The following is a 22,989-nucleotide window of genomic DNA, read 5'->3' on the forward strand; positions in this document are numbered from 1 at the left end:
ACCTATTTATGGGATGACACTGATGCGCAGACAACAGCAACCGCTACAGGGCTTGCTGCAGGAACATATACCGTAACCATAACTGATGATAACGGATGTACAGATACTGCTTCGGTTACCATTAATGAACCAGCAACACTCACAGCATCTGCGATGGTAGATGCCAATGTAAGCTGTAACGCAGGGAATGACGGACAAGCTACTGCATCTGCAGTTGGAGGAACTTCACCATACACCTATTTATGGGATGACGCTGATATGCAGACAACAGCAACCGCTACAGGGCTTGCTGCAGGAACATATACCGTAACCATAACTGATGATAACGGATGTACCGATACTGCTTCGGTTACCATTAATGAACCGGTAACACTTACTGCATCTGCGACAGTGGATGACAACGTAAGCTGTAACGCAGGGAATGATGGAACTGCTACAGCAAGTGGCACAGGAGGAACTCCTCCATATACCTATTTATGGGATGACACTGATGCACAGACAACAGCAACCGCTGTAGGGCTTGCTGCAGGAACATATACCGTAACCATAACAGATGATAACGGATGTACCGATACTGCTTCGGTTACCATTACAGAACCAATAGCACTTACTGCATCTGCGACAGTGGATGACAACGTGAGCTGTAATGGCGGAGGAAACGGAAATATTACCATTGAACTTACCGGGGGAACATCACCTTTCGAATATGTTATTAACGGTACTACGTACAGTAATTTTCCTGATCCAACACTCGCCATTTCAGGACTACAGGCAGGCACTTACCCCATCAATGTAACCGATGCCAATGGGTGTACCGCTACTACTTCAGTAACCATTACAGAACCGGCAGCACTATCTGCATCTGCTATAGTAGATGCCAACGTCAACTGTAACGGAGGGGAAAACGGACTAGCTACGGTAGCTGCAGTTGGAGGAACAGCACCATATACCTACCTATGGGATGACAACGATGCACAGACCACCGCAACCGCTACAGGACTTGCTGCAGGAACATATAACGTAACCGTAACTGATGATAACGGATGTACCGATACTGCTTCGGTAACCATTACAGAACCGGTAACACTTACTGCTTCGGCGACAGTAGATACCAATGTAAGCTGTAACGCAGGTAATGATGGAACTGCTACAGCAAGTGGCACAGGAGGAACTCCTCCTTACACCTATTTATGGGATGACACTGATGCACAGACCACCGCAACCGCTACAGGGCTTACTGCAGGAACATATACCGTAACTATAACTGACGCTAACCTATGTACTGCTACTGCTTCGGCGACCATTAACGAACCAGTAACACTCACTGCATCTGCGATAGTAGATGCCAACGCAAGCTGTAACGCAGGGGAAAACGGACAAGCTACTGTAGCTGCAGTTGGAGGAACTGCTCCATATACCTATTTATGGGATGACACTGATGCACAGACCACCGCAACCGCTACAGGTCTTGCTGCAGGCACATATAATGTAACCGTAACTGATGATAACGGATGTACAGATACTGCTTCGGTAACCATTACAGAACCGGCAGCACTCACTGCATCTGCTATAGTAGATACGAATGTAAACTGTAACGGAGGTACAAACGGCCAAGCTACTGTAGCTGCAGTTGGAGGAACAGCTCCATATACTTACCTATGGGATGACAACGATGCACAAACCACGGCAACCGCTACAGGTCTTGCAGCAGGAACATATACCGTAACCATAACTGATGATAACGGATGTACAGATACTGCTTCGGTTACCATTACAGAACCAGTAACACTAACAGCATCTACAACAGTAGACGCCAATGTAAGCTGTAACGGGGAATCAAACGGACAAGCAACTGTATCAGCAGTTGGAGGAACAGCACCATATACTTACCTATGGGATGACAACGATGCACAGACCACTGCAACCGCTACAGGTCTTGCAGCAGGCACATATAATGTAACTATAACAGATGCTAACTTATGTACTACTACTGCTTCGGCGACCATTAACGAACCAGTAACATTGACTGGAGCTGCTATAGTAGACGCCAATGTAAGCTGTAACGGAAGTGCAAATGGCCAAGCTACTGTAGCTGCAGTTGGAGGAACCGCTCCTTATACTTACCTATGGGATGACAACGATGCGCAGACCACTGCAACCGCAATAGGTCTTGCAGCAGGCACGTATAATGTAACCATAACAGATGCCAACGGATGTACTGCTACTGCTTCGGCGACCATTACAGAGCCAACAGCTATTGTTATTGACGCTATAGTTACCGCAAACGCAAGTTGTAACGGAGCTAACAATGGAGCCGCATCCATAACTATTACCGGAGGTGCAGCGCCCTATGAATTCGATTTTGACAACTCTACTTATGCCGATGTTACCGATAATGAAACCGTAGCGATAGGAGGATTATTGGCCGGTACCTATGAGGTAACCGTAACAGATGCAAACAACTGTCCGGCAATTGCTTCAGTAACTATTACCGAACCCACGACATTGTTGGCAGAAGCCTCTGTGGATACCGATTTATCCTGTATTGATGCTACCGATGGTAGTGCTACCGTAACGGTAGCAGGAGGAGTTGCCCCTTATACATATTTATGGGACGACGCTGATGCACAGACTACAGCAACCGCTACAGGACTTGTAGCAGGGACCTATACCGTAACCGTAACAGATGATAACGGATGTACCACTACTGCTTCGGTAGATATCGTAGTAGCTGATGATGAGGCACCGGTAGTCGTATGTCAAGATATCACCGTAAGCTTAGATGAAAACGGAAACGCCAGCATTTTAGCTGAAGATATCGACAACGGCTCTACCGATAACTGTACCATCGCTTCTTTTGAGGTGGATATCGATACCTTTGACTGTACAATGATAGGGATGAACAACGTTACCCTTACCGTAACCGATGAGAGCGGGAACTCGGCCACCTGTTCATCTGTAGTGACCGTAGAGGATAACGAAATGCCGATGGTTTCCTGTCAGGCGCTCTTTATTAACCTCGATGAAAACGGACAGGCTTCTATCGTACCGGAGGATATAGTTACCGCCAGCAGCGATAACTGTGCTGTGGAGACCTTAAGCTTGGACATCGATACCTTTAGCTGTGAAGATGCGGGGACAGAGGTGGAAGTAACCGTTTTTGCCCAAGATGCCAGTGGGAACATTGCTTCCTGTTCTGCTTTGGTAAGCGTAAACGATGTTACCGCACCGGTAATTGAATGTATGGAAGAAATGGAGGTCGTAGGCAACACCGGTGATAACTTCTATAGCCTTGCCAATTTTGTGGCCAATGGAGATGTGACCGCTACCGATAGTTGTGATGGTGAAGTGACCACTATTGTACAGACACCACCCGCAGGTACATTGCTACAGGAAGGTCAACACGAGATCTTATTTGTTGCTGAAGACCAGTACGGGAATAGTTCCATATGTAGCACGATAATCACAGTTACTTTGGATTTAAAAGTGGACGCACCAAGATTAAACCTTGGAAAAGTGAAGCTGTATCCAAATCCTGCTGATAGTTATATCACTGTGGAAAACCCTCAAAGCATAGCGCTTGACAAAATGGTGATCTATGACCTTAACGGTAGGAAAGTGATGGATATGGACCTTGTTAATTACTCACAGGGTCAGCACATCGACATTTCCAAACTCGAAGCTGCCCAGTATTTTGCTATGATCAGATCAAAAGCGAATGGAACGGTAGTGAAAAGGTTCATCAAGGAATAAACAACCTTTAAATATTTTACAAACTAAAACCTCCCATAACGGGAGGTTTTTTTATACCATCTATTTAACCAAAATATTCTGTATGAAAGAGTAGGTTCTTTTGAGTAAAAAAATAGTAACTATTATTATTTCAAAACTCTCTCCCATTAATAAATAAATTTTTAATTTTTAATAAGATAAGATGTACAGTAGAATATTCTCTTTCATAATTTTTTTAATAAGTACAACTGTTTTTGCTCAGTTAGATAACGTAGAACTCACTACTCCCCCAACTTGGGTTGAAAAAACAGCAATAGCTTACGAAAATGAAGTTCCGCAAGATGCCGGTAACACATACTTTTTACTTGTAGAAAACCAGCATCATTTAGAGAAAAAAGAATATTATCACAGAGTAGCTTATAAAGTTTTAAATAATAATGCTGTAAGAGATATGGGAGAATTTTCAGCAGATTTTGACCCATCTTATCAAAATTTAGAAATACATCATATTAACATAATTAGAGACCATAAAGTTATTGAAAAACTAAACGAGAAAGACTTACAAGTTTTTCAAAGAGAACAAAATGCTGAAATAAATCTATACGATGGAAAACTAACCGTTCTACAAGCAATTAAAGATTTAAGAATAGGAGACATTATTGATTATTCATTCACAGTAATTGGAGATAACCCAGTCTACCAAGACAAATATTCTTTTGAGATGTACAGTCAATTTATGTTTAACATTCATCAAATTAGATTACGTGTTATCAAGCCAAAAGATGAGTATTTAGTTGTAGATAATAAAAATAAAAAATTAAAGTATAGTATTTCTGAAGATCAAAATTATGAATACCATCAATGGATAGGCTATAATTTAAAACCTATTAACTATGAAGAGAGCACTCCTATATGGTATGATCCTTTCCCCTCTATTCAATTATCACAATACAAAAACTGGTCTGAAATTGTTTATCAATTCAAACCTCTTTACGAGTTTAATAATTCTGAAAAACTAAAAAACCTTTTCGAGTCTCAAACTCAAATAAATGAAAACGATAAGCTCTTGCTTGAAAAAATAACAAATTTTGTACAAGACGAAGTAAGGTATTTAGGATTTGAAGATGGACTTAACTCATTCAAACCCACCTCCCCTATTAAAGTATTAGAACAACGCTATGGTGACTGCAAAGACAAATCTTTCTTATTATCAGAACTTTACAAAGCTTACGGTTTTCACTCCTCTCCTGTTCTGGTTAATAGCACCTCCGGTAAAAAATTACCTAACAAACTTCCCTCACCAGATATTTTTGACCACTGCATTGTACAATTAAAATACAAAGATGAAACTATATATATTGACCCTACTATAAACAATCAAGGAGGAAAAATAAATAACATTTACTTTCCTGATTATAAAAAGGGACTTGTTTTAGAAGAAGGAGAATCTAATTTAACAAGTTTACCAACATCAAATAATTCTTCTACACAAATTACTGAATATTTCGATTTAGACAATATTGGCGGTGGAGCATATTTAGAAATAATTAGCACATACAAAGGGGGTTCTGCAGATAATCAAAGAGCCATTTTAAACGACAATAGCAAAGCAGCTATACAGCAAGAATTTACAGAATTTTATAATCTAATTTATCCGGGAATACAACCAGAAATCACTTTTAAAACAGATGATAATAGAATTGAAAACCAACTCATAATCAAAGAATATTATAAGATTGAGAGTATTTGGAAAGATGAAGGTGAAGATATAACACAAACAGTACCGTTTTATCCTTCCAGCCTAGACAGTTATTTATACCCTAATGCTATTAAAAATAGGAAATCCCCTTATGCATTGGCTCCAAATACAAATATAAACCATGAAATTGTCATTTACACTCCTAGTTATTGGCCCATAGAACCGGAAAATATAAATATTGATAATGAAGATTATAAGTTTGGATACCAAAGCTATTTCAAAAAAGATGCAATTCATCTAAATTATTCTTACCAGACTTCAACAGATCATATAGCTTTAAAAGATATAGACACCTATTATAAAGATCATCAAAAAATGCAGGAAAACCTAAGGTATATCTTGTATTATAATAAAAAAATAGGGGCTGACAATGCACTTATTAATCCCACAGATACTATTCAAAAAAATTCATTCTGGATATCAACTATTTTATTTTTATTAATTACAATACTTTCTATAATTGGCTGTTTAAGTATAAATAAAAATTTTGATCTAGCTAATTCTACAGAACCTAGATTTGAAAGAAAAATTGGCGGATGGTTAATTCTATTTGCTATTATCCTTACATTAGTTACAATTATCAACATATTTAGTAACTCTAATGATTTTTTAATATACACAGATAATTATTGGAAATTTATTATTAGTGAAGAGAACGGAAATTTATACCAAGCTCTTTTTAGTGGAATCGATTTTTCTTACAATTGGGCACTGACTGTTTTTTGTATATATATCACTATTTTATTTTTCAAACGAAAAACCATTGTACCACGATTATTGATTATCATGATGGGGACTAATTTTTTATATTACTTAGCGTCATTATTAATCTCAACAGAAATTATTTTTAAGAATCAATTTTCTGCCTTCGAACTTCAAGAGTACTATTTATCCCTATTTTATAAATTTATATCTGCATGTATTTGGATACCATATTTTATTTTTTCTGAAAGAGTTGAAGAAACATTTACAAAACCTATGACAGAAAATTCAAAAAACGTAATTAATACTCCTGAATTTCAAAAAACTAATGAGTTAGAGTAATTCCTATTTCTTCGGAAATCTTTAACAATACGCTGCCCAATTAATTCCTATTTTAGAATAATAAAAATTCTAGAATTATGGCTCTGTTCAGCAAAATAAAAAACACCATTGGTTTACTTAAAGATGTAGACTTAGAAAAGCTTGCTAAACTCAATGAAAAAATTGACCTAAAGCAAGCTATGAATACCTTAGGAAACCTTGACGACAGGCAAATTAAAGGCCTAATGAAAATGCTGAACCATCAAGGTAAAAAAGGCCAGCATCAACTCCCCCCTATTGATGGTGACTTTTACAATCTAGATTTAAAACTTACCGAAGAACAACGCGAACTTCAACTTAAAGTGAGGAACTTTATGGAAGATGAAGTGCGACCTTTGGTCAACGATTATTGGAACAAAGCGAAATTTCCATTTGAAATCATTGAGAAATTCGCTCAACTAAATATTACTGGTGTTCCCTATGAAGGCTATGGCTGCCCCAACCTTCCGTTCTTAATGGAAGGAATTATCGCACAAGAAATCGCTCGCGTTGATGTTTCCATCTCTACTTTTTTCGGAGTTCACAGCGGGTTAGCGATGGGCTCTATTTACCTCTGCGGAAGCGATGAACAAAAACAAGAATGGCTGCCCAAAATGCAGAGATTAGAAAAAATTGGAGCATTTGGACTTACGGAACCCAATGTAGGTTCTGCAGTTTCTCAAGGAATGGAAACTACCTGTAAGTTCGATGGTGAAAATTGGATTTTAAATGGACAAAAAAAATGGATTGGTAATGCCACTTTTGCCGATGTAATTATCATTTGGGCAAAAGACGTAGATTCTCACCAAGTAAAAGGCTTTATTGTTCGAAAAGAAAACCCCGGTTTTCAAGCTGAAAAAATGGAAGATAAAATGGCTTTAAGAATTGTTCAAAATGCCATTATTACCTTAACCGATTGTAAAATTGCTGAAAGTGACCGTCTTCAAAATGCAAATTCTTTTAAAGATACTGCTAAAGTGCTAAAAATGACACGTGCCGGCGTGGCTTGGCAAGCTGTTGGTTGCGCTCGTGGAGCTTACGAAAGTGCTTTAAAATATACTAAAAAAAGAGAGCAATTTGGAAAACCTATCGCTTCTTATCAATTAGTGCAAAACCATTTGGTAGAAATGCTTTCAAACTTAACAGCCATGCAAACCATGGTCTTCCGGCTTTCTGAAATGCAAGACGAAGGTATCTTAACCGATGAACACGCTTCCTTAGCCAAAGTTTATTGCAGCATGCGAACTCGAGATATTGTAAGTAGAGCTCGCGAAGTAATGGGCGGCAACGGTATTTTACTAGAACACGATGTAGCCCGCTTTGTAGCCGATGCTGAAGCCATTTACAGCTATGAAGGTACCAAAGAAATTAACTCCTTAATTGTAGGAAGAGCCATTACCGGTTACAGTGCTTTTGTATAATTTTGAAGAAGAAAAAAATAGTTCATGAAAGTAGTAATTATAAGTCCCGGCAGGAAAGATATTCCGGTTTGGGTTTCCACCTTTAAAAAACATAATCCTGATATTGAAGTCGAAGTTTATCCTGATGACACCAACAGAGAAGCTACAGAATTTATCGCCACCTGGAACCCTCCTCAAGATGCTTTTGAAAAATATCCCAATTTAAAAGTAATTGCTTCGATGGCGGCAGGTGTAAAACATATCACTTCAAAAAAAATTCCGGAAAACGTAAAAGTTACACGTGTAAAAGATGAATACCTCAATTATGATTTGAGTTATTTTGTGCTAAGCCTCGTGCTCAATCACATTAAACACATTCCACTATATTTTAAAAATCAGTTAGAAAATAATTGGAACCGTAAAATGTACCATCGTCCTGAAGACATAACTGTGGGCATTTTAGGATTTGGGAACATTGGGCAGGCCATTGGGCAACTCTTACAGAAAAACGACTTTAACGTAATAGGTTGGTCCCGTTCTAAAAAAGATGTAGAAGGGATAAAAAGCTATACTGAAAAAGAATTAGGTAATTTCTTAAACAAAGCTGAAGTATTGGTTTGTATGCTTCCGCACACCCCTGAAACTGAAAACATCTTGAATGCAGAACTTTTTCATCAACTACCCAAAAATGCTTATTTAATTAATGTGGGGCGTGGTGCACATTTAAATGAAAAAGATTTAATTTCAGCTTTAGATAGCGAGCAACTCTCAGGAGCGGCTTTAGATGTTTTTAAAGAAGAACCTTTACCAGAAAACCATCCATTTTGGAACCACCCCAAAATTTTTGTTACTCCACATACTGCAAGTATTACCAATCCAAAAACCATTGTACCAAAAATGTTGGAAAATTTTAAGCGATTTAAAAATGGTAAAGACTTAAAAGATGAAGTAAATCTAGAAAAAGGCTATTAATGCTAGTTCATAAATGACCCTATATTTAACATTCGCGATTATCGCCATCGGAATTATTCTTTTTGTAAAAGAATATTTCTCCATAGACACGACTTCTATCATTATTATGTCGTTGTTTATCGTTTCCGGGGTTTTAAGTCCGGAAGAAGGTTTCGCTGGTTTTAACCATCCTGCCACTATTACTTTAGGATGTATGTTTGTAATTAGCGCCGCTATTTTTAAATCTGGAATTATCGACGGGCTTTCTGATAAAATTATTAGGCTGGCAAAAATAAATTACATTTTTGCGTTAATTACTTTTTGTCTCACAGCAGCAATTTTTTCTGCATTCATCAATGATACTGCCGTAGTCGCTGTACTGATCCCAATGGCTTTATTGGTTTGCCGCGAAACTGATATCCCTCCTTCCCGACTCTTAATCCCAATTTCCTTTTCAGCTTTATTTGGAGGAACCTGTACGGTTATTGGAACTTCTACCAACATTTTAGTGAATAGCTATGCTACAGAAAGCGGCATAGAACCCTTGGGGATGTTTGAATTTTCTTTAGCCGCTTTGTGTTTATTAACCTTGGGAATGTTGTATATGTTTATAGTTTCCCCCCTGCTTTTACCCAAAAGAAAAGGAATTACCTCCCTAAAAAAACACGCTGAACAATACATTGCTGAAATTGAATTGAAGGCAGGAAATGAAGACATAGATAAGGCAATTATCAATACTAAACTCACAAAAGATTTTGGAGCTCAAATTTTAATGCTGAAGCGAAAATACCATCGGGTTTATGAAATCAACGAAGAAACTATTTTACGGGAACACGATGTTATTAAAGTACTTATCGATCCGCAACATTTAGCAAAACTACAATCCAACACCAATTACAGCTTAGTAGGTGACCAACAACTAGTTAATGAAGAAACAAAAGATGACAAAAAAATCTATGAAGTAATGATTCCCTACGGTTCTTCTTTAGCCGGAAATTCACTGATTCAGTTAAATTTCAGAAATATATATTATGCGTCGGTTTTAGCCATTCGCCATCGTAAAGAAACCATCACTAAAGAAGTTTCTAAACTCACGCTCATGGAAGGCGATATGTTACTCCTTTATGCTTCCAGTAAGAGTTTAAACACTTTGGTAACCAATAAATTAGTGGTACCTCTTTCAAAGTATAAGGCTAGGGAATTCAATTTAAAAAAAGCCATCCCTACCCTATTGATTTTAATTGGAGTGATTTTAGCGGCCTCACTTAATTTCACTTCTATCTTAATTAGTGCCTTGGTGGGTGCTTTATTAGTCGTTTCTACAACGATTTTAAAACCTAAAGAGGCTTATGAAGCCATTGAATGGAAAGTAATTTTTATGGTTGCCGGTGTACTTTCTATGGGAAAAGCTTTAGAAAAAACCGGAGGTTCAGCATTAATATCCGAATTGATTTATGACAGCATTGGCAGTTTTGACCCTCGCATAACGCTCAGTTTGATTTTTTTAATCACTTTTTTATCTACCAATGTTTTATCCAGCAAAGCTGCTGCTGCTTTAATGACCCCCATTGTCATTAGCTTGGCAGAAGCGATGGATGTAAATTCACGACCACTCATTATTGCTGTAATGTTTGCTTGTTCACTAACTTTTATGACACCCGTTAGTTACCCTACCAATACCATGGTGTATGCACCGGGTAATTATAAATTTAAAGATTATTTAAAGGTAGGAACTCCGCTAAATTTTATAATTTGGATTGCTGCTTCATTCATAATCCCATTATTTTTTCCTTTTAAATGAAAAAAGTAAAACTACATAATCCGTTTAAACCACAGGTAATTAACGAAAAAAAGCTTCGGGAGCATTTGGCTTTAGAACGTACCAAATTGGCTAATGAAAGAACCTTACTCGCCTACATCAGAGCATCTTTGTATTTGCTAATTGCCGGGATTGCTTTATTACAAATTAAAGAATATCCACGTGTACATTGGGTGGGTTACGTATCCTTATTTGTTTGCGTACTGTTTATTTTAATTGGAGTTTGGCGCTACATTGCCTTAGAAAGAAAATTAAAAAATTTACTTTTGCCGGATCCTCCCGAGGAGGAAGAAAACAAATCGTAATTCATGCTCCAAAACCTGGTTCATTATTTTTTGCATTTTATTGCCATTGCAGGAATCGCCTATCTCTATGATAAAAATAATTGGAAAAAATATTGGCTAATATTACTGGCCACCATGTTGGTAGATACAGATCATTTATTAGCAGAACCTATTTTTCAGATTCATCGATGTAGCATTAACTTTCATCCCTTACATTCTTATTTAGCTATTGGAATTTACGTATTAGGTGCACTATTTATTCAGCATAAAATCTTAAAACTTATCTGTATAGGTTTATGTTTTCATATGTTTGCCGACGGAATCGATTGTTTATGGAATAATTTTGGGTAACTTTAACCTATGAAGCTGAAGTTTTTCTTATTGGCCTTTTTTATTCAATTTGCTCTTTTTGCACAAGAAGTGAGCACGAAGTTGATTGAAAAAACACCTTTTCAGTTAGAGCGATTTGTAGGTGTGGACAAATTCAATAATTTCTATGGAATCAAGAAAAACACTTTTTATAAAATTGAAGGCAGTAAAACCTATCAATTTGCAGATATCCAATTAGGAGAATTAACTTCAGTAGATTTATTAAATCCTTTAAAAATCACTCTCTTTTATCGGGATATGAATACTGTAGTTATTGTAGATAATCGACTAAATGAAATTAGCCGAATTAACTTTACAACCATTACCAACTTTAGAAATATATACCACGCGACCACAGGAAAAGATAACAGTCTATGGATTTTTAATATAGACCTTCAACAACTGGAATTGTTTGATTATAATACCAAAAAAGTATTGTTTCACACCCAGCCTATTAATCAGGAAATAATTCAACAAGAAAGCAATTTTAATTTTTGCTGGTTATTACAAGAGAAAAAACTCGAATTCTATAATTCCTATGGGAGTTTTATGAATGCTTTTCCCGTTCCCGAGAATTTTGAATTTAGGCAAGATAATAACCTGATTGTGGGTAAAGATCAAGAAAAATGGATTATTTTAAAGCGTGATGCAAAAGCATTTACGCCATTGGAAATTTCTCAAAATGCCGTTAAAGATTTTTATTTGAATAACGAAAACCTTTATCTTTACACCGATAATTTTATCTATAGATATCAATTAAACCCATCTAATTAACTGAATCTTATGCATGTAGCTATTGCCGGAAATATTGGTGCCGGAAAAACTACCCTCACAAAGCTTTTGGCTAAACATTATAAATGGGAACCCCAATTTGAAGATGTTCTGGAAAACCCCTATTTGGAAGATTTTTATAACCAAATGGAGCGTTGGTCTTTTAACCTTCAAATTTACTTTTTAAACAGTAGGTTCCGCCAAATTTTAGAGATTAGGGAAAGTGGTAAGAATATTATTCAGGATCGCACCATCTACGAAGATGCTTTTATTTTCGCACCTAACTTACATGCGATGGGATTGCTTACCAACAGAGATTTTAAAAATTATAAGTCGCTGTTCGATTTAATGGAAAGTGTTACAAAAGCACCAGATTTACTTATTTACTTAAGAAGTAGTATTCCCAATCTAGTGGCACAAATACAAAAACGCGGTAGGGATTACGAAAATTCTATTTCAATAGATTATTTAAGCAGATTAAACGAACGCTACGAAGCTTGGGTTCATAATTACAGTAAAGGAAATTTATTGATTATAGATGTAGATAACATTAACTTTGTAGACAATCCTGAAGATCTTGGTGACATCATCAATAAAATTGACGGAGAACTTCACGGATTATTTTAAAAAAATAAAATGCTATGGAATCAACTAAATTAAAAAGACCTAAACATAAAGGCTCACCACAACTTTTTAAAAATCCTATTTTAGAAAAGTTAACGCATACGCACATTTCTTTACCGCTCATTATTTTCTCGGTAATTTCGGCAGCTTTAATTTACTATGGAGTTATAGAAAAAGGTTTTCACACCCCGGAAATGATTTTATTATTTTTCGCCGGTTTACTTTTCTTCACTTTTGTAGAATACATTATGCACCGCTATTTGTACCACATTCCGGCAACTTCTGAGCGTAAAAAGAAAATTTCTTATACCATGCACGGTGTGCATCACGATTATCCAAAAGACAAATCACGTTTGGCGATGCCTCCGGTATTAAGTCTTATTATCGCCACAGTACTTTTTATTATTTATCGCGTAGTACTTGGTGATTTTGTTTTTGGCTTTTTAGCAGGATTTTTAATTGGATATGCAGCTTATTTAGCAGTACACTACTCTGTTCATGCGTTTAAAGTTCCTAACAACTTTTTAAAAGTGTTGTGGCATCACCACAGTATTCATCACTATCGCGAACCCGATAGGGCTTTTGGTGTATCTTCCACTATTTGGGATCATATTTTCCAAACCATGCCAAGAAAAAATCCTAGAGCTAGAAGGGCCGCTGCAGGCACCAGTATAGACGATTAATCTTAAATGATATAATTATTTTCCCGTGCGTGCTGTTCAGCTTCTTCAGAATAGTTGATCATCAGTACGGGAGTCGTTTCAAAATTATCAATAATACTTTTTACACGTCGCATTCTTTTTTTGTGCTGAACGCTTCTTAAGTAAATACACAAAATCCTATCTGGAAATTGAGCAGCAATATCGGTATAAATGGAAGCATCATGTTCTCCGCTATCTCCTATTAAAATGAATTTTAAATGCGGATAACTTTCTAAAATATTAATAATTTGCCGTTGCTTATGCGGTTTTTCCGGTTTTAAAGTACTATCAAAAGGACCCCGTAAATTTCTTAACAAAATAGGCCCTTTAGGAAATTGATTGTGATCTAAAAACAACTTCAGGTATTCATATAAATTCCAAGGGCTATTACTCAAATAAAACATTGGATTACGGGAAGTTTCCTGTAAGCCAATCGCTAATTTTTGATAAAGTTCTGCAGACCCTTTTAACGGCATGCGCCTATAAGCATTGGTAAATAAAGAATTTTTCAGTAAACGCCATTTAAAAAAAGAAGTTACACCGGTATGCAAAATGGTATCATCAATATCACTAATTACTCCAAACTCAGCTTTCTCATCAGGCACTAACAATTCACCTTCAAAAGGATTTTTCAATAAAACCGTTTTTGGGTAAAGTTCACCTTTATAGAAAAGCTCAAAACTCAACCAACCTTCCTCGTCACAATATTCGGCTAAATTTTCTTTTAGATTTTCATTGAACACAAAATATCCTTCACTATCACTCTTGGTCGTAAATAAATGTCCGTTGGGTAGCTTTAGTAATAATTCAGCATCAGGAATTTCGAAACTATCAAATTGCTTGTAAGTGTTTTTTACAGTTTTAAAAAAGTTCTGTTCCTGTTGAATTTTTAGCGGTTCGTTATCCAATATACGACCGTAAACATATAAATGATGGGGAGTAGCATAACTACGATAGGGCGTCACCAAAATTTGTTCGTAATTTTTGTAACGCCCCAGTAGTTTTTTTATCCTTCTTATCATTTACCATTTAATTGAAATGGAAAGATAGAAGTTTTTAAAAAGAAAACTTTCTACTTTAATTTTCTTTAAGATTTTCCTGAATAGAAATAGAATTTTCTTGTTGCTGAATGATTTCGTTTCTCTCTATTGAAAAAGCTTCTTCGTTTTCTATTTCAACTGAATGATTCCCTAGAATAGGGGCTAATACCAAGCCTACCAAACAGGTAAGTTTAATAAGAATATTCATAGAAGGTCCTGAAGTATCTTTAAAAGGATCTCCCACGGTATCACCCGTTACAGCGGCTTTATGAGCATCGCTTCCCTTATAGGTCATTTTCCCGTCAATTTCAACACCGGCTTCAAAAGATTTTTTCGCGTTATCCCAAGCACCACCTGCATTATTCTGAAAGATAGCCCACATAACCCCAGAAACACAAACTCCGGCCATATAACCCCCCAAAGGTTCCGCACCAAAAATCAATCCAACTAAAATAGGAACGATGATGGTTATAAGTCCCGGTAAAATCATTTCTTTCAAAGCGGCTTTAGTCGAAATATCTACACAACGGGCATAGTTGGGTTTAGCCGTTCCTTCCATTATACCGGGAATTTCTTTAAACTGTCGGCGTACTTCTTTTACCATTTGCATCGCAGCTTTCCCTACCGATTCCATGGCTAAAGCAGAAAATACAACAGGAATCATTCCGCCTAAAAATAAGGCCGCCAGTACATCGGCTTTAAAAATATTAATTCCTTCAATCCCTGTAAAGGTCACGTAAGCGGCAAAAAGGGCCAAAGCAGTTAATGCTGCTGAAGCAATTGCAAAACCTTTCCCTACTGCTGCCGTGGTATTTCCAACGGAATCTAAAATATCTGTACGTTCACGAACCTCATCAGGCAATTCACTCATTTCTGCCACTCCCCCGGCATTATCGGCAATGGGCCCAAAAGCATCAATCGCTAATTGCATCGCGGTAGTGGCCATCATTGCGGAAGCTGCTAGAGCTACTCCATAAAATCCGGCCAATTCATACGAACCGTAAATAGCTGCTGCAAATAAAATGACAGATAGAAAAGTAGATTTCATGCCCACCGCTAAACCGGCAATAATATTAGTCGCCGCTCCAGTAGAGCTATTCTTCACGATACTCAACACTGGTTTTTTACCTAAACTGGTATAATGTGCTGTCACCAAAGAAATTAAAGCCCCTACACATAAGCCTATTAAAGCTGCCCAAAAAACATTTTGCGAAGGGATGTCGAGCACTCCTTCACCAAAAAAGCTCATTTGCAATTCGCTAGGTAACATCCAATCTATTAAAAACCAACAAGCGATTAAAGTTAATATGATAGCTACCCAATTTCCACGATCTAAAGCGGCTTGTACCTGACTTTCTTTAGCATCGTTAGAACTGATACTCACTAAAAAAGTACCTATAACAGAAGCTAAAATCCCTACTCCTGCAATTACTAAAGGAAGTAAAATAGGCCCCATATTATTAAAACTATCTGTAAAAGCCCCATCTACTGACATATCCCTAATGGCATAATTTCCAAGCACCATGGCAGCTAAAACAGTAGCTACATAACTTCCAAATAAATCGGCCCCCATTCCAGCAACGTCTCCTACATTATCTCCTACATTATCGGCAATCGTAGCAGGATTCCGAGGATCGTCTTCCGGGATTCCCGCTTCTACTTTCCCTACTAAATCAGCGCCTACATCGGCTGCTTTGGTATAAATTCCGCCGCCAACCCTGGCAAAAAGGGCAATCGATTCTGCACCCAATGAGAAACCGGCAAGAGCTTCTAGCACCGTTGTCATTTCAGTATAAAATGGTTTTTCATTTAACAGAAATTGACTCATAAAAAACCAAAACAATAGGCTTAAACCCAATACGGCTAACCCAGCAACGCTTAAGCCCATGACGGTCCCTCCATTAAAAGAAACTTTTAAAGCTTTTGGTAAACTTGTCCTGGCTGCTTCTGCGGTACGAGAATTGGCTTCGGTAGCAATTCGCATCCCTATATTTCCTGCTAAGGCTGAAAAAACAGCTCCAATAATAAACGCAGGAATAATCATCCAACTTGTGGTATCAACTAAAGTAGAAACCCCAAAGAGTGCTATAGAAGCAAGTATTACAAAAATAAGAAGTAAACGGTATTCAGCATTTAAAAAGGCGAGCGCCCCTTGTTTAATGCTTTGGGAAATGTTTTGCATTTTTTCATTTCCCGCGGGCTGTTTTTTAACCCAATTTGCTTTAAAAATAATAAAGATAATTCCTAAAATTGCTAAGATGATAGGAAGAAATAGCACATTAGATTCCATAGAACAAATATTAAAATTCTATTAAATCTAAGCTAATATTTTCTAAAATCAATAAAAAAAGCAGCACTTTTTTAGCACTGCTTCAATTAATATGATAAAAATCAGTTTTTATCGAATACTTACTTCCTTTACAGGAACGTCACTTTTTTTGAAACGTTCTATGCACTGAGTAACGATATCTTTTGCTTCTTCGACATCTCCCCAACCACCAACATCTACTTTCTTTTCTTCAAGATCTTTATAAACTTGAAAGAAATGTTCTATTTCTTTTATCAAGTGAGGGTTTAATCCATCTAGGTTACCTACTTTATTAGCAATAGGATCACTTACCGGTACACAGATAATTTTTTCATCGGGACCTTTTTCATCTGCCATATGAAAAACTCCAATAGGTTTTACTTCTATCACACAACCCGGGAAAGTAGGTTCAGTTACCAATACTAGAACATCTAGAGGATCCCCATCTAAAGCTAAAGTTTCAGGTACAAAACCATAATCTGCAGGATACATCATAGAAGAAAAGATCATTCTATCGTATCTGATTTTTTTAAGCTCGAAATCATACTCGTATTTATTTCGGCTTCCTTTTGGGATTTCAATTAATACATCAAACGTCATTATATAACAATTATCTAATTTACTTTAAATTTTAACAAGGCTGCAAATTTAACAAATGTGCTGAGTATAAGCTATTTTTTTAGAAATAAAATCCGAAAGATCCTGTAATCCCGAAACTTCTGGCATCTGGATTATCAAAATAATTTCCTCGAAAGTGAAAATCTAATCGAAATACTTTAAATATATTCCCTATCCCCAGACTATAAGACCAGTAAGGTTCATTTTCAGGTGCAAATAAAACGGGATGCGAAGTAGAAGCATTTAATAATTGATTTTCATCTGAAATACTTCCCATCACGGCTCTTACAGCGATGAGTTCCCGAAGGTTTAAATCCCGAATAAGTGGAATCCTCCCAAAGAACCTTCCGTTAAAATTATGCTCTAAATGAAGACTCGTATAGGTATCTGTGACAAATTCATAATAATCTAAGAGCGGATAAGTACCAAAAATAGAAAATAGGGTTTGGTTTCCGGGAACTACATTCAATAAGCCCAAAGGAACTTCACCAAAGGTTTTTCCTGCTTCGAAGGTGGTCGTTAATTTACCAAAACCTCCTAGTTGCCATGGGTGCCGGTAGTAAAACTGAAGCTTTTCATAATCAAAGTCACTACTAAAAGGTCCTTTTATTCCTACCGCATAATTTAAAAATAAGCGTGGATAATCGCCCTCATTAATAATAATCCTTTCTACACCATAGCCTGCTGTTTTCCGGCCAGGAGAATAAGTAAGTATCGTAGAAATTTCAGTTTGATTGATTTCTGAAGCGGTTTTAGTTCGCTCTTCATTGGTGTAATAAGCTAAACTAAACTCATCTGAAGCCGATTCTAAAGTCCGATAAGAACCACTTACCCGTAGGTTAACGTTTTTCCAAGGTTCTGCTTCTAAAGAAAAAGTACTTAGGTTAATATTGGTTAAGCTCATATTGGCCCCGACCGTAATCAAAGAGGAGGAAGCCAAACTTCTCCCCAACACATCGTTGGTATTGGTTAAACTAGCTCCCAATTGCTCAACATCCCGACGGTTACCTCCACTAAGTATTAGACGTGAACGCGGATCTACCAAAATCTTTCCTGATAAACCATACTTAAATTTATTATCTTTAAACCCGTAAGCGGTGTAGCCTTCTATTCGCCAAGGATCATTACGACCAAAGTAAGTTCTTCCTCCAGCTCGCACCCTAATCCCTTCGACATCATTATAGCCAAAAGTGGAAAAAATTGGACCATAATCAAAATTATCAAGTTCAATATAACCAGAAGCTAAAACAGAACCTATATTATATAATCGTTGGAAAGCCCGAACTGTTTTTAAGGTATCGAGCATCGTATAAACTTTTTGCTCATCGTTATTTAAAGGCTCCAATCTATTTTGTTGCCAGAAGGTGCTATCACGGTTATAAACTTTTTCAATATATTGATCGCGATTATTCTCATAGAATTCTTCTCTTCTTTCAATATCAAAAGCATATTCATCGTATAAGGTCGTCCGTTTTCCATAAACTCCACGGGCGTCATCTTTTTTTCTGAAAGCAAAATCTGACATAAAGTGATCCCGAGTAATTAGAAAAATAGAATCATTGAGTACATCAAAATCCTGTTCAATATAAATATCTCGTACCCAGTTAATGTTGGCACTTTTGGTAGCCGCTAATTTTATTTTTTTAATCGCCCAAGTGGAATCGTTCACCCAAAAATCACCTTTAAAAGTGAGTTCATTCTTTCGACGTGGATAATAAACAATTTTGTAACACCACTTGTTATCTATAAAAGTACTATCGGCCAACACATAATTATAGACATTAATCCCAGTAGTAGAAAGTGGGCTTACAAAGCTTTTATCGAAAAACTTGAGGTAGTTATCATAAACATTATATTCTTTGTATAGGTCTTTTACAAATTCAATTAAAGTTTGATTATCGCTAAAACCTGAGTTTTTATTCCCAATAAGTACTTCTTTTTTCTTTCCGGACTCATTGTTTCCATAAACTCGATAAACCGCTTCATTAATAAAAATAGGGAGATAGGTTTTTCCTGTCACCGCATTGGTATCGGTTTCTTCAAAAATAAATTCCATCCCTTTGAAAATACGACTATTGATTAACGCACTATCAATAGTGTTTAAATCAAATTCTTGTTTTTCATATTTCTTGTATTGGTATTGGTCGAATTTATAAATCCCGTTATCCCGTCTATTTTCCCAAATTTTTCGAAGAATATCGATAGCAGGATTATTTTTCTTAGAGGTTTTTCCTTGATAAATCACTATTTCATCTAAGGCGTTTTGCTCTTCTTCTAAAATAATTTCAAGGTTAAGTGAGGCTGACTTCTCTAACGGTATGGTTTGAGTTTGAAACCCTAGAAAAGAAACCTGTAAAGCATCATAACTTTTTTCGGTTTCTATATAAAAGCTACCATCGTCATTGGTAATTGTTCCTACGGAAGAATTTACAAAAAGAACATTCGCAAAAGGAACAGGTTCCCCTCTTGAGTCTTTCACATACCCCCCTGCCTTTGTCTGAGCAAAGCTTAAAGAGCTAACGAACAATAAACAAAGTAGGTAGTAATATTTCATATAAACAAAAAACTTCATCTTCTGGGCAGAAGATGAAGTTGTAAATATAGTTGTATAATTTTACTTATACATTTTTATACATTACTTTTTTCACAGCTTTAACAACATCTTCACTATTAGGCAACCACTCTTTTAGTAATACCGGAGAGTAAGGTGCAGGAGTATCTGCTGTGTTAATTTTAATAATAGGTGCATCTAAATAATCAAAAGCTTTCTCTTGCACTATATAGGTAATTTCTGTTGAAATATTTCCAAACGGCCAAGCTTCTTCTAAAATCACCAATCTATTGGTTTTCTTTACAGATTCGATAATGGCTTCATGATCCATTGGACGAATTGTTCTTAAATCTATAATTTCTACTGAAATATCTTCTTTTTCTAATTCTTCAGCAGCTTTATAGGCTTCTTTAATGATTTTACCAAAAGAAACGACTGTTACATCACTACCTTCTCTTTTAATGTCTGCCTTTCCAATTGGAATAGTATATTCTTCGTCTGCTTCCGGCACTTCACCTTTATCTCCATACATTTGCTCGCTTTCCATAAAAATGACTGGATCGTCATCACGAATAGCAGATTTTAAAAGTCCTTTCGCATCGTAAGGATTAGAAGGAACAATTACTTTTAACCCGGGACAGTTCGCATACCAGCTTTCAAAAGCCTGAGAGTGCGTAGCTCCTAATTGACCTGCAGAAGCGGTTGGCCCTCTAAAAACGATTGGACAATTAAATTGCCCACCGGACATTTGTCTAATTTTAGCCGCGTTGTTGATAATTTGATCAATACCTACCAAACTAAAGTTAAAAGTCATAAACTCTATAATAGGTCTTGCCCCTGTCATGGTAGATCCTACTCCAATACCGCTAAAACCAGCTTCAGCGATTGGTGTATCAATCACACGCTCAGGACCAAATTCGTCCAACATTCCTTTAGATGCTTTGTATGCTCCATTATATTCAGCAACCTCTTCTCCCATCAAGTAAATTGCTTCATCACGACGCATTTCTTCGCTCATCGCTTCGGCTACTGCTTCCCTAAATTGAATTGTTCTCATTATTATTTCACTATATTTTTAATCGAAACACAAAAATAAGGAATACACTCGCAAAACCTATAGAAAATTCAATAAAAAAAATATTATGCTTGCATAGTATTTTATTATCAAATTCCTTATATTCGCAAGAAACATTTTTATAAATCTAATTTTAATCAAAATATATTAAGAAAATGAAAATATTAGTCTGTATAAGTCACGTACCAGACACTACTTCTAAAATTAACTTTACAGAAGGAGATACTAAATTCGATACCAACGGAGTTCAATTTGTGATTAACCCTAATGATGAATTTGGGCTTACCCGTGCTATGTGGTTTAAAGAAAAGCAAGGCGCAAGCGTAGATGTGGTAAATGTGGGTGAAGCAGATACCGAACCTACTTTAAGAAAAGCATTAGCGATTGGTGCCGATAACGCTATTAGAGTGAACACACCTGCTACCGATGGTTTTCAAGTAGCGAAAGAATTAGCGAAAGTGGCCCAGGATGGAGGTTACGATTTAATTATTGCCGGAAGGGAATCTATCGATTACAATGGTGGAATGGTTCCTGGAATGTTAGCAAAATTAATCAAAGCTAATTTTGTAAACACTTGCGTAAGCTTAGAAGTGGAAGGTGATAAAGCAACAGCCATTCGTGAAATTGATGGTGGTAAAGAAACCTTAACCGCTAATCTTCCTTTAGTGATTGGAGGACAAAAAGGTTTAGTAGAAGAAAGCGATCTTAAAATTCCAAACATGAGAGGAATTATGATGGCTCGTAAAAAACCTTTAAACGTAGTGGAACCTGTTGGTGCAGATGCCAAAACAAAAGCTGAAAAATTTGCTAAACCTGCTCCTAAAGGAGAAGTGAAATTAGTAGATAAAGATAATTTAGATGAATTGATCGATTTGCTTCATAACGATGCAAAAGCTATCTAAGCTAACTCAACAATTCAACAGTAATTATTCATCTTAAAAAATAAAAAAATGTCAGTTTTAGTATATACAGAATCAGAAAACGGAAAATTTAAAAAAGCTGCTTTTGAAGCTGCTTCTTATGCCAAGGGCATTGCCGACCAATTAGGAACTTCGGTTACCGCAGTAAGTATAAATGCAGAAGACGATGCTAGCTTAGGACAATATGGAGTAAGCAAAGTATTAAAAGTAAGCAACGATAAACTTGCTAAATTTAATGCTGATGCTTATGCCGATGTACTTACACAAGCGGCAAAAAATGAAGATGCCAAAGCAGTAGTCCTTAGCCAAACCGCTAACGACAAATATTTAGCACCGGTTTTAGCGGTTAATTTAGAAGCAGGTTACGCATCTAATATCGTTGCGCTTCCCGAGAGTACCGAGCCTTTTACGGTAAAAAGAACTGCCTTCACCAACAAGGCTTTTAATTTCTCTTCTATTTCCAGCGAAGTAAAAATTTTAGGTATTTCTAAAAATGCTTATGGTTTAAAAGAAAATGAAACCGATGCAAACGTGGAAGATTTTTCTCCAAGTTTAGATGAAAGTGATTTTTCAGTAAATGTAGAATCGGTTGATAAAGCAACCAACAAAGTTACCATTGCTGATGCTGAAATTGTAGTTTCTGGAGGCCGTGGTTTAAAAGGTCCTGAAAATTGGGGAATGATCGAAGATTTAGCAGATACGTTAGGAGCTGCAACAGCTTGCTCTAAACCTGTAAGTGATATGGGCTGGAGACCACATAGTGAACACGTAGGGCAAACCGGTAAACCGGTAGCGGCCAACTTATATATTGCGATTGGGATTTCTGGAGCTATTCAACATTTAGCGGGAATTAATGCTTCAAAATACAAAGTAGTTATTAATAACGACCCTGAAGCTCCGTTCTTTAAAGCAGCAGATTATGGAGTTGTTGGAGATGCTTTTGAAGTAGTACCTCAACTCACCGAAAAATTAAAAGAATTTAAGGCCAATAACAGTTAATTTTTT

General features: G+C 36.6%; 17 protein-coding genes. 12 read left to right on the forward strand and 5 right to left on the reverse strand.

Features of this window, described 5'->3' with window-relative positions; genetic code table 11:
- The 10 genes from FVB9532_RS17955 to FVB9532_RS18000 all read left to right on the forward strand — a co-directional run.
- On the forward strand, positions 1 to 3,753 hold a 3,753-nt coding region (locus FVB9532_RS17955; protein ID WP_150546564.1), incomplete at its 5' end, for a T9SS type A sorting domain-containing protein.
- A 181-nt stretch (positions 3,754 to 3,934) separates the two neighbouring features.
- A complete protein-coding gene (locus tag FVB9532_RS17960) occupies positions 3,935 to 6,535 on the forward strand; it encodes a DUF3857 domain-containing protein (protein ID WP_150546565.1) in 2,601 nt (866 codons plus the stop codon).
- 77 nt (positions 6,536 to 6,612) lie between these two features.
- Positions 6,613 to 7,974, forward strand: coding sequence for an acyl-CoA dehydrogenase family protein (locus tag FVB9532_RS17965; RefSeq protein WP_150546566.1), 1,362 nt, complete (start codon positions 6,613 to 6,615; stop codon positions 7,972 to 7,974).
- Positions 7,975 to 7,998: 24 nt separating this feature from the next.
- Positions 7,999 to 8,925 (forward strand): 2-hydroxyacid dehydrogenase, encoded by a 927-nt coding sequence (locus FVB9532_RS17970; RefSeq protein WP_150546567.1) that lies wholly within the window; start codon positions 7,999 to 8,001, stop codon positions 8,923 to 8,925.
- A 13-nt stretch (positions 8,926 to 8,938) separates the two neighbouring features.
- Positions 8,939 to 10,705, forward strand: coding sequence for an SLC13 family permease (locus FVB9532_RS17975; protein ID WP_150546568.1), 1,767 nt, complete (start codon positions 8,939 to 8,941; stop codon positions 10,703 to 10,705).
- Positions 10,702 to 11,028: a DUF202 domain-containing protein gene (locus FVB9532_RS17980; RefSeq protein WP_150546569.1), complete on the forward strand. Its 327-nt coding sequence runs from the start codon at positions 10,702 to 10,704 to the stop codon at positions 11,026 to 11,028. Before FVB9532_RS17975 ends, FVB9532_RS17980 begins: the two co-directional genes overlap by 4 nt.
- A 3-nt stretch (positions 11,029 to 11,031) precedes the next feature.
- The gene (locus FVB9532_RS17985; protein ID WP_150546570.1) at positions 11,032 to 11,358 is read left to right on the forward strand and encodes a DUF6122 family protein; all 327 of its coding nucleotides are present in this window, start codon (positions 11,032 to 11,034) and stop codon (positions 11,356 to 11,358) included.
- A gap of 9 nt (positions 11,359 to 11,367) precedes the next feature.
- The gene (locus FVB9532_RS17990) at positions 11,368 to 12,150 is read left to right on the forward strand and encodes a hypothetical protein (protein WP_150546571.1); all 783 of its coding nucleotides are present in this window, start codon (positions 11,368 to 11,370) and stop codon (positions 12,148 to 12,150) included.
- Positions 12,151 to 12,159: 9 nt separating this feature from the next.
- Positions 12,160 to 12,774 carry a deoxynucleoside kinase gene (locus FVB9532_RS17995; RefSeq protein WP_150546572.1) on the forward strand — a complete coding sequence of 205 codons (615 nt, stop codon included), beginning with the start codon at positions 12,160 to 12,162 and terminating at the stop codon, positions 12,772 to 12,774.
- A gap of 14 nt (positions 12,775 to 12,788) precedes the next feature.
- A complete protein-coding gene (locus tag FVB9532_RS18000) occupies positions 12,789 to 13,454 on the forward strand; it encodes a sterol desaturase family protein (protein ID WP_150546573.1) in 666 nt (221 codons plus the stop codon).
- A 2-nt stretch (positions 13,455 to 13,456) separates the two neighbouring features.
- Here the strand turns inward: FVB9532_RS18000 and FVB9532_RS18005 are convergent, their stop codons facing one another.
- The 5 genes from FVB9532_RS18005 to FVB9532_RS18025 all read right to left on the reverse strand — a co-directional run bounded on the left by FVB9532_RS18005 (position 13,457) and on the right by FVB9532_RS18025 (position 21,046).
- Positions 13,457 to 14,494: an App1 family protein phosphatidate phosphatase gene (locus tag FVB9532_RS18005; protein WP_150546574.1), complete on the reverse strand. Its 1,038-nt coding sequence runs from the start codon at positions 14,492 to 14,494 to the stop codon at positions 13,457 to 13,459.
- 55 nt (positions 14,495 to 14,549) lie between these two features.
- Complete coding sequence (locus FVB9532_RS18010) at positions 14,550 to 16,802, reverse strand: sodium-translocating pyrophosphatase (RefSeq protein WP_150546575.1); 2,253 nt, start codon at positions 16,800 to 16,802, stop codon at positions 14,550 to 14,552.
- Positions 16,803 to 16,910: 108 nt separating this feature from the next.
- On the reverse strand, positions 16,911 to 17,420 hold the full coding sequence (locus tag FVB9532_RS18015) for an inorganic diphosphatase (RefSeq protein WP_150546576.1): 510 nt from the start codon (positions 17,418 to 17,420) through the stop codon (positions 16,911 to 16,913).
- A 79-nt stretch (positions 17,421 to 17,499) separates the two neighbouring features.
- Positions 17,500 to 19,992 (reverse strand): DUF5686 and carboxypeptidase-like regulatory domain-containing protein, encoded by a 2,493-nt coding sequence (locus FVB9532_RS18020; protein ID WP_150546596.1) that lies wholly within the window; start codon positions 19,990 to 19,992, stop codon positions 17,500 to 17,502.
- 64 nt (positions 19,993 to 20,056) lie between these two features.
- Complete coding sequence (locus FVB9532_RS18025) at positions 20,057 to 21,046, reverse strand: pyruvate dehydrogenase complex E1 component subunit beta (protein ID WP_150546577.1); 990 nt, start codon at positions 21,044 to 21,046, stop codon at positions 20,057 to 20,059.
- A gap of 173 nt (positions 21,047 to 21,219) precedes the next feature.
- On the opposite strand from FVB9532_RS18025, the gene FVB9532_RS18030 reads away from it, so the two are divergent.
- Together FVB9532_RS18030 and FVB9532_RS18035 are read left to right on the forward strand one after the other, a co-directional pair.
- Positions 21,220 to 21,966: an electron transfer flavoprotein subunit beta/FixA family protein gene (locus tag FVB9532_RS18030; protein ID WP_150546578.1), complete on the forward strand. Its 747-nt coding sequence runs from the start codon at positions 21,220 to 21,222 to the stop codon at positions 21,964 to 21,966.
- 48 nt (positions 21,967 to 22,014) lie between these two features.
- Entirely contained in the window at positions 22,015 to 22,983 is a 969-nt protein-coding gene (locus FVB9532_RS18035) for an electron transfer flavoprotein subunit alpha/FixB family protein (protein ID WP_150546579.1), read from the forward strand.
- The last annotated feature ends 6 nt before the right edge of the window (positions 22,984 to 22,989 follow it).

The sequence above is a fragment of the Mesonia oceanica genome (genome assembly GCF_902499555.1).
Classification (GTDB): domain Bacteria; phylum Bacteroidota; class Bacteroidia; order Flavobacteriales; family Flavobacteriaceae; genus Mesonia; species Mesonia oceanica.

Bases quoted from the DNA above. Each gene is read 5' to 3' on its own strand.
- FVB9532_RS18030 (WP_150546578.1), top strand. From the start codon at position 21,220: ATGAAAATATTAGTCTGTATAAGTCACGTACCAGACACTACTTCTAAA.
- FVB9532_RS18010 (WP_150546575.1), bottom strand. From the start codon at position 16,802: ATGGAATCTAATGTGCTATTTCTTCCTATCATCTTAGCAATTTTAGGA.
- FVB9532_RS18000 (WP_150546573.1), top strand. From the start codon at position 12,789: ATGGAATCAACTAAATTAAAAAGACCTAAACATAAAGGCTCACCACAA.
- FVB9532_RS17995 (WP_150546572.1), top strand. From the start codon at position 12,160: ATGCATGTAGCTATTGCCGGAAATATTGGTGCCGGAAAAACTACCCTC.
- FVB9532_RS17960 (WP_150546565.1), top strand. From the start codon at position 3,935: ATGTACAGTAGAATATTCTCTTTCATAATTTTTTTAATAAGTACAACT.
- FVB9532_RS18015 (WP_150546576.1), bottom strand. From the start codon at position 17,420: ATGACGTTTGATGTATTAATTGAAATCCCAAAAGGAAGCCGAAATAAA.
- FVB9532_RS18020 (WP_150546596.1), bottom strand. From the start codon at position 19,992: ATGAAATATTACTACCTACTTTGTTTATTGTTCGTTAGCTCTTTAAGC.
- FVB9532_RS17990 (WP_150546571.1), top strand. From the start codon at position 11,368: ATGAAGCTGAAGTTTTTCTTATTGGCCTTTTTTATTCAATTTGCTCTT.
- FVB9532_RS17970 (WP_150546567.1), top strand. From the start codon at position 7,999: ATGAAAGTAGTAATTATAAGTCCCGGCAGGAAAGATATTCCGGTTTGG.
- FVB9532_RS18005 (WP_150546574.1), bottom strand. From the start codon at position 14,494: ATGATAAGAAGGATAAAAAAACTACTGGGGCGTTACAAAAATTACGAA.
- FVB9532_RS17975 (WP_150546568.1), top strand. From the start codon at position 8,939: ATGACCCTATATTTAACATTCGCGATTATCGCCATCGGAATTATTCTT.
- FVB9532_RS18035 (WP_150546579.1), top strand. From the start codon at position 22,015: ATGTCAGTTTTAGTATATACAGAATCAGAAAACGGAAAATTTAAAAAA.
- FVB9532_RS18025 (WP_150546577.1), bottom strand. From the start codon at position 21,046: ATGAGAACAATTCAATTTAGGGAAGCAGTAGCCGAAGCGATGAGCGAA.
- FVB9532_RS17965 (WP_150546566.1), top strand. From the start codon at position 6,613: ATGGCTCTGTTCAGCAAAATAAAAAACACCATTGGTTTACTTAAAGAT.
- FVB9532_RS17985 (WP_150546570.1), top strand. From the start codon at position 11,032: ATGCTCCAAAACCTGGTTCATTATTTTTTGCATTTTATTGCCATTGCA.
- FVB9532_RS17980 (WP_150546569.1), top strand. From the start codon at position 10,702: ATGAAAAAAGTAAAACTACATAATCCGTTTAAACCACAGGTAATTAAC.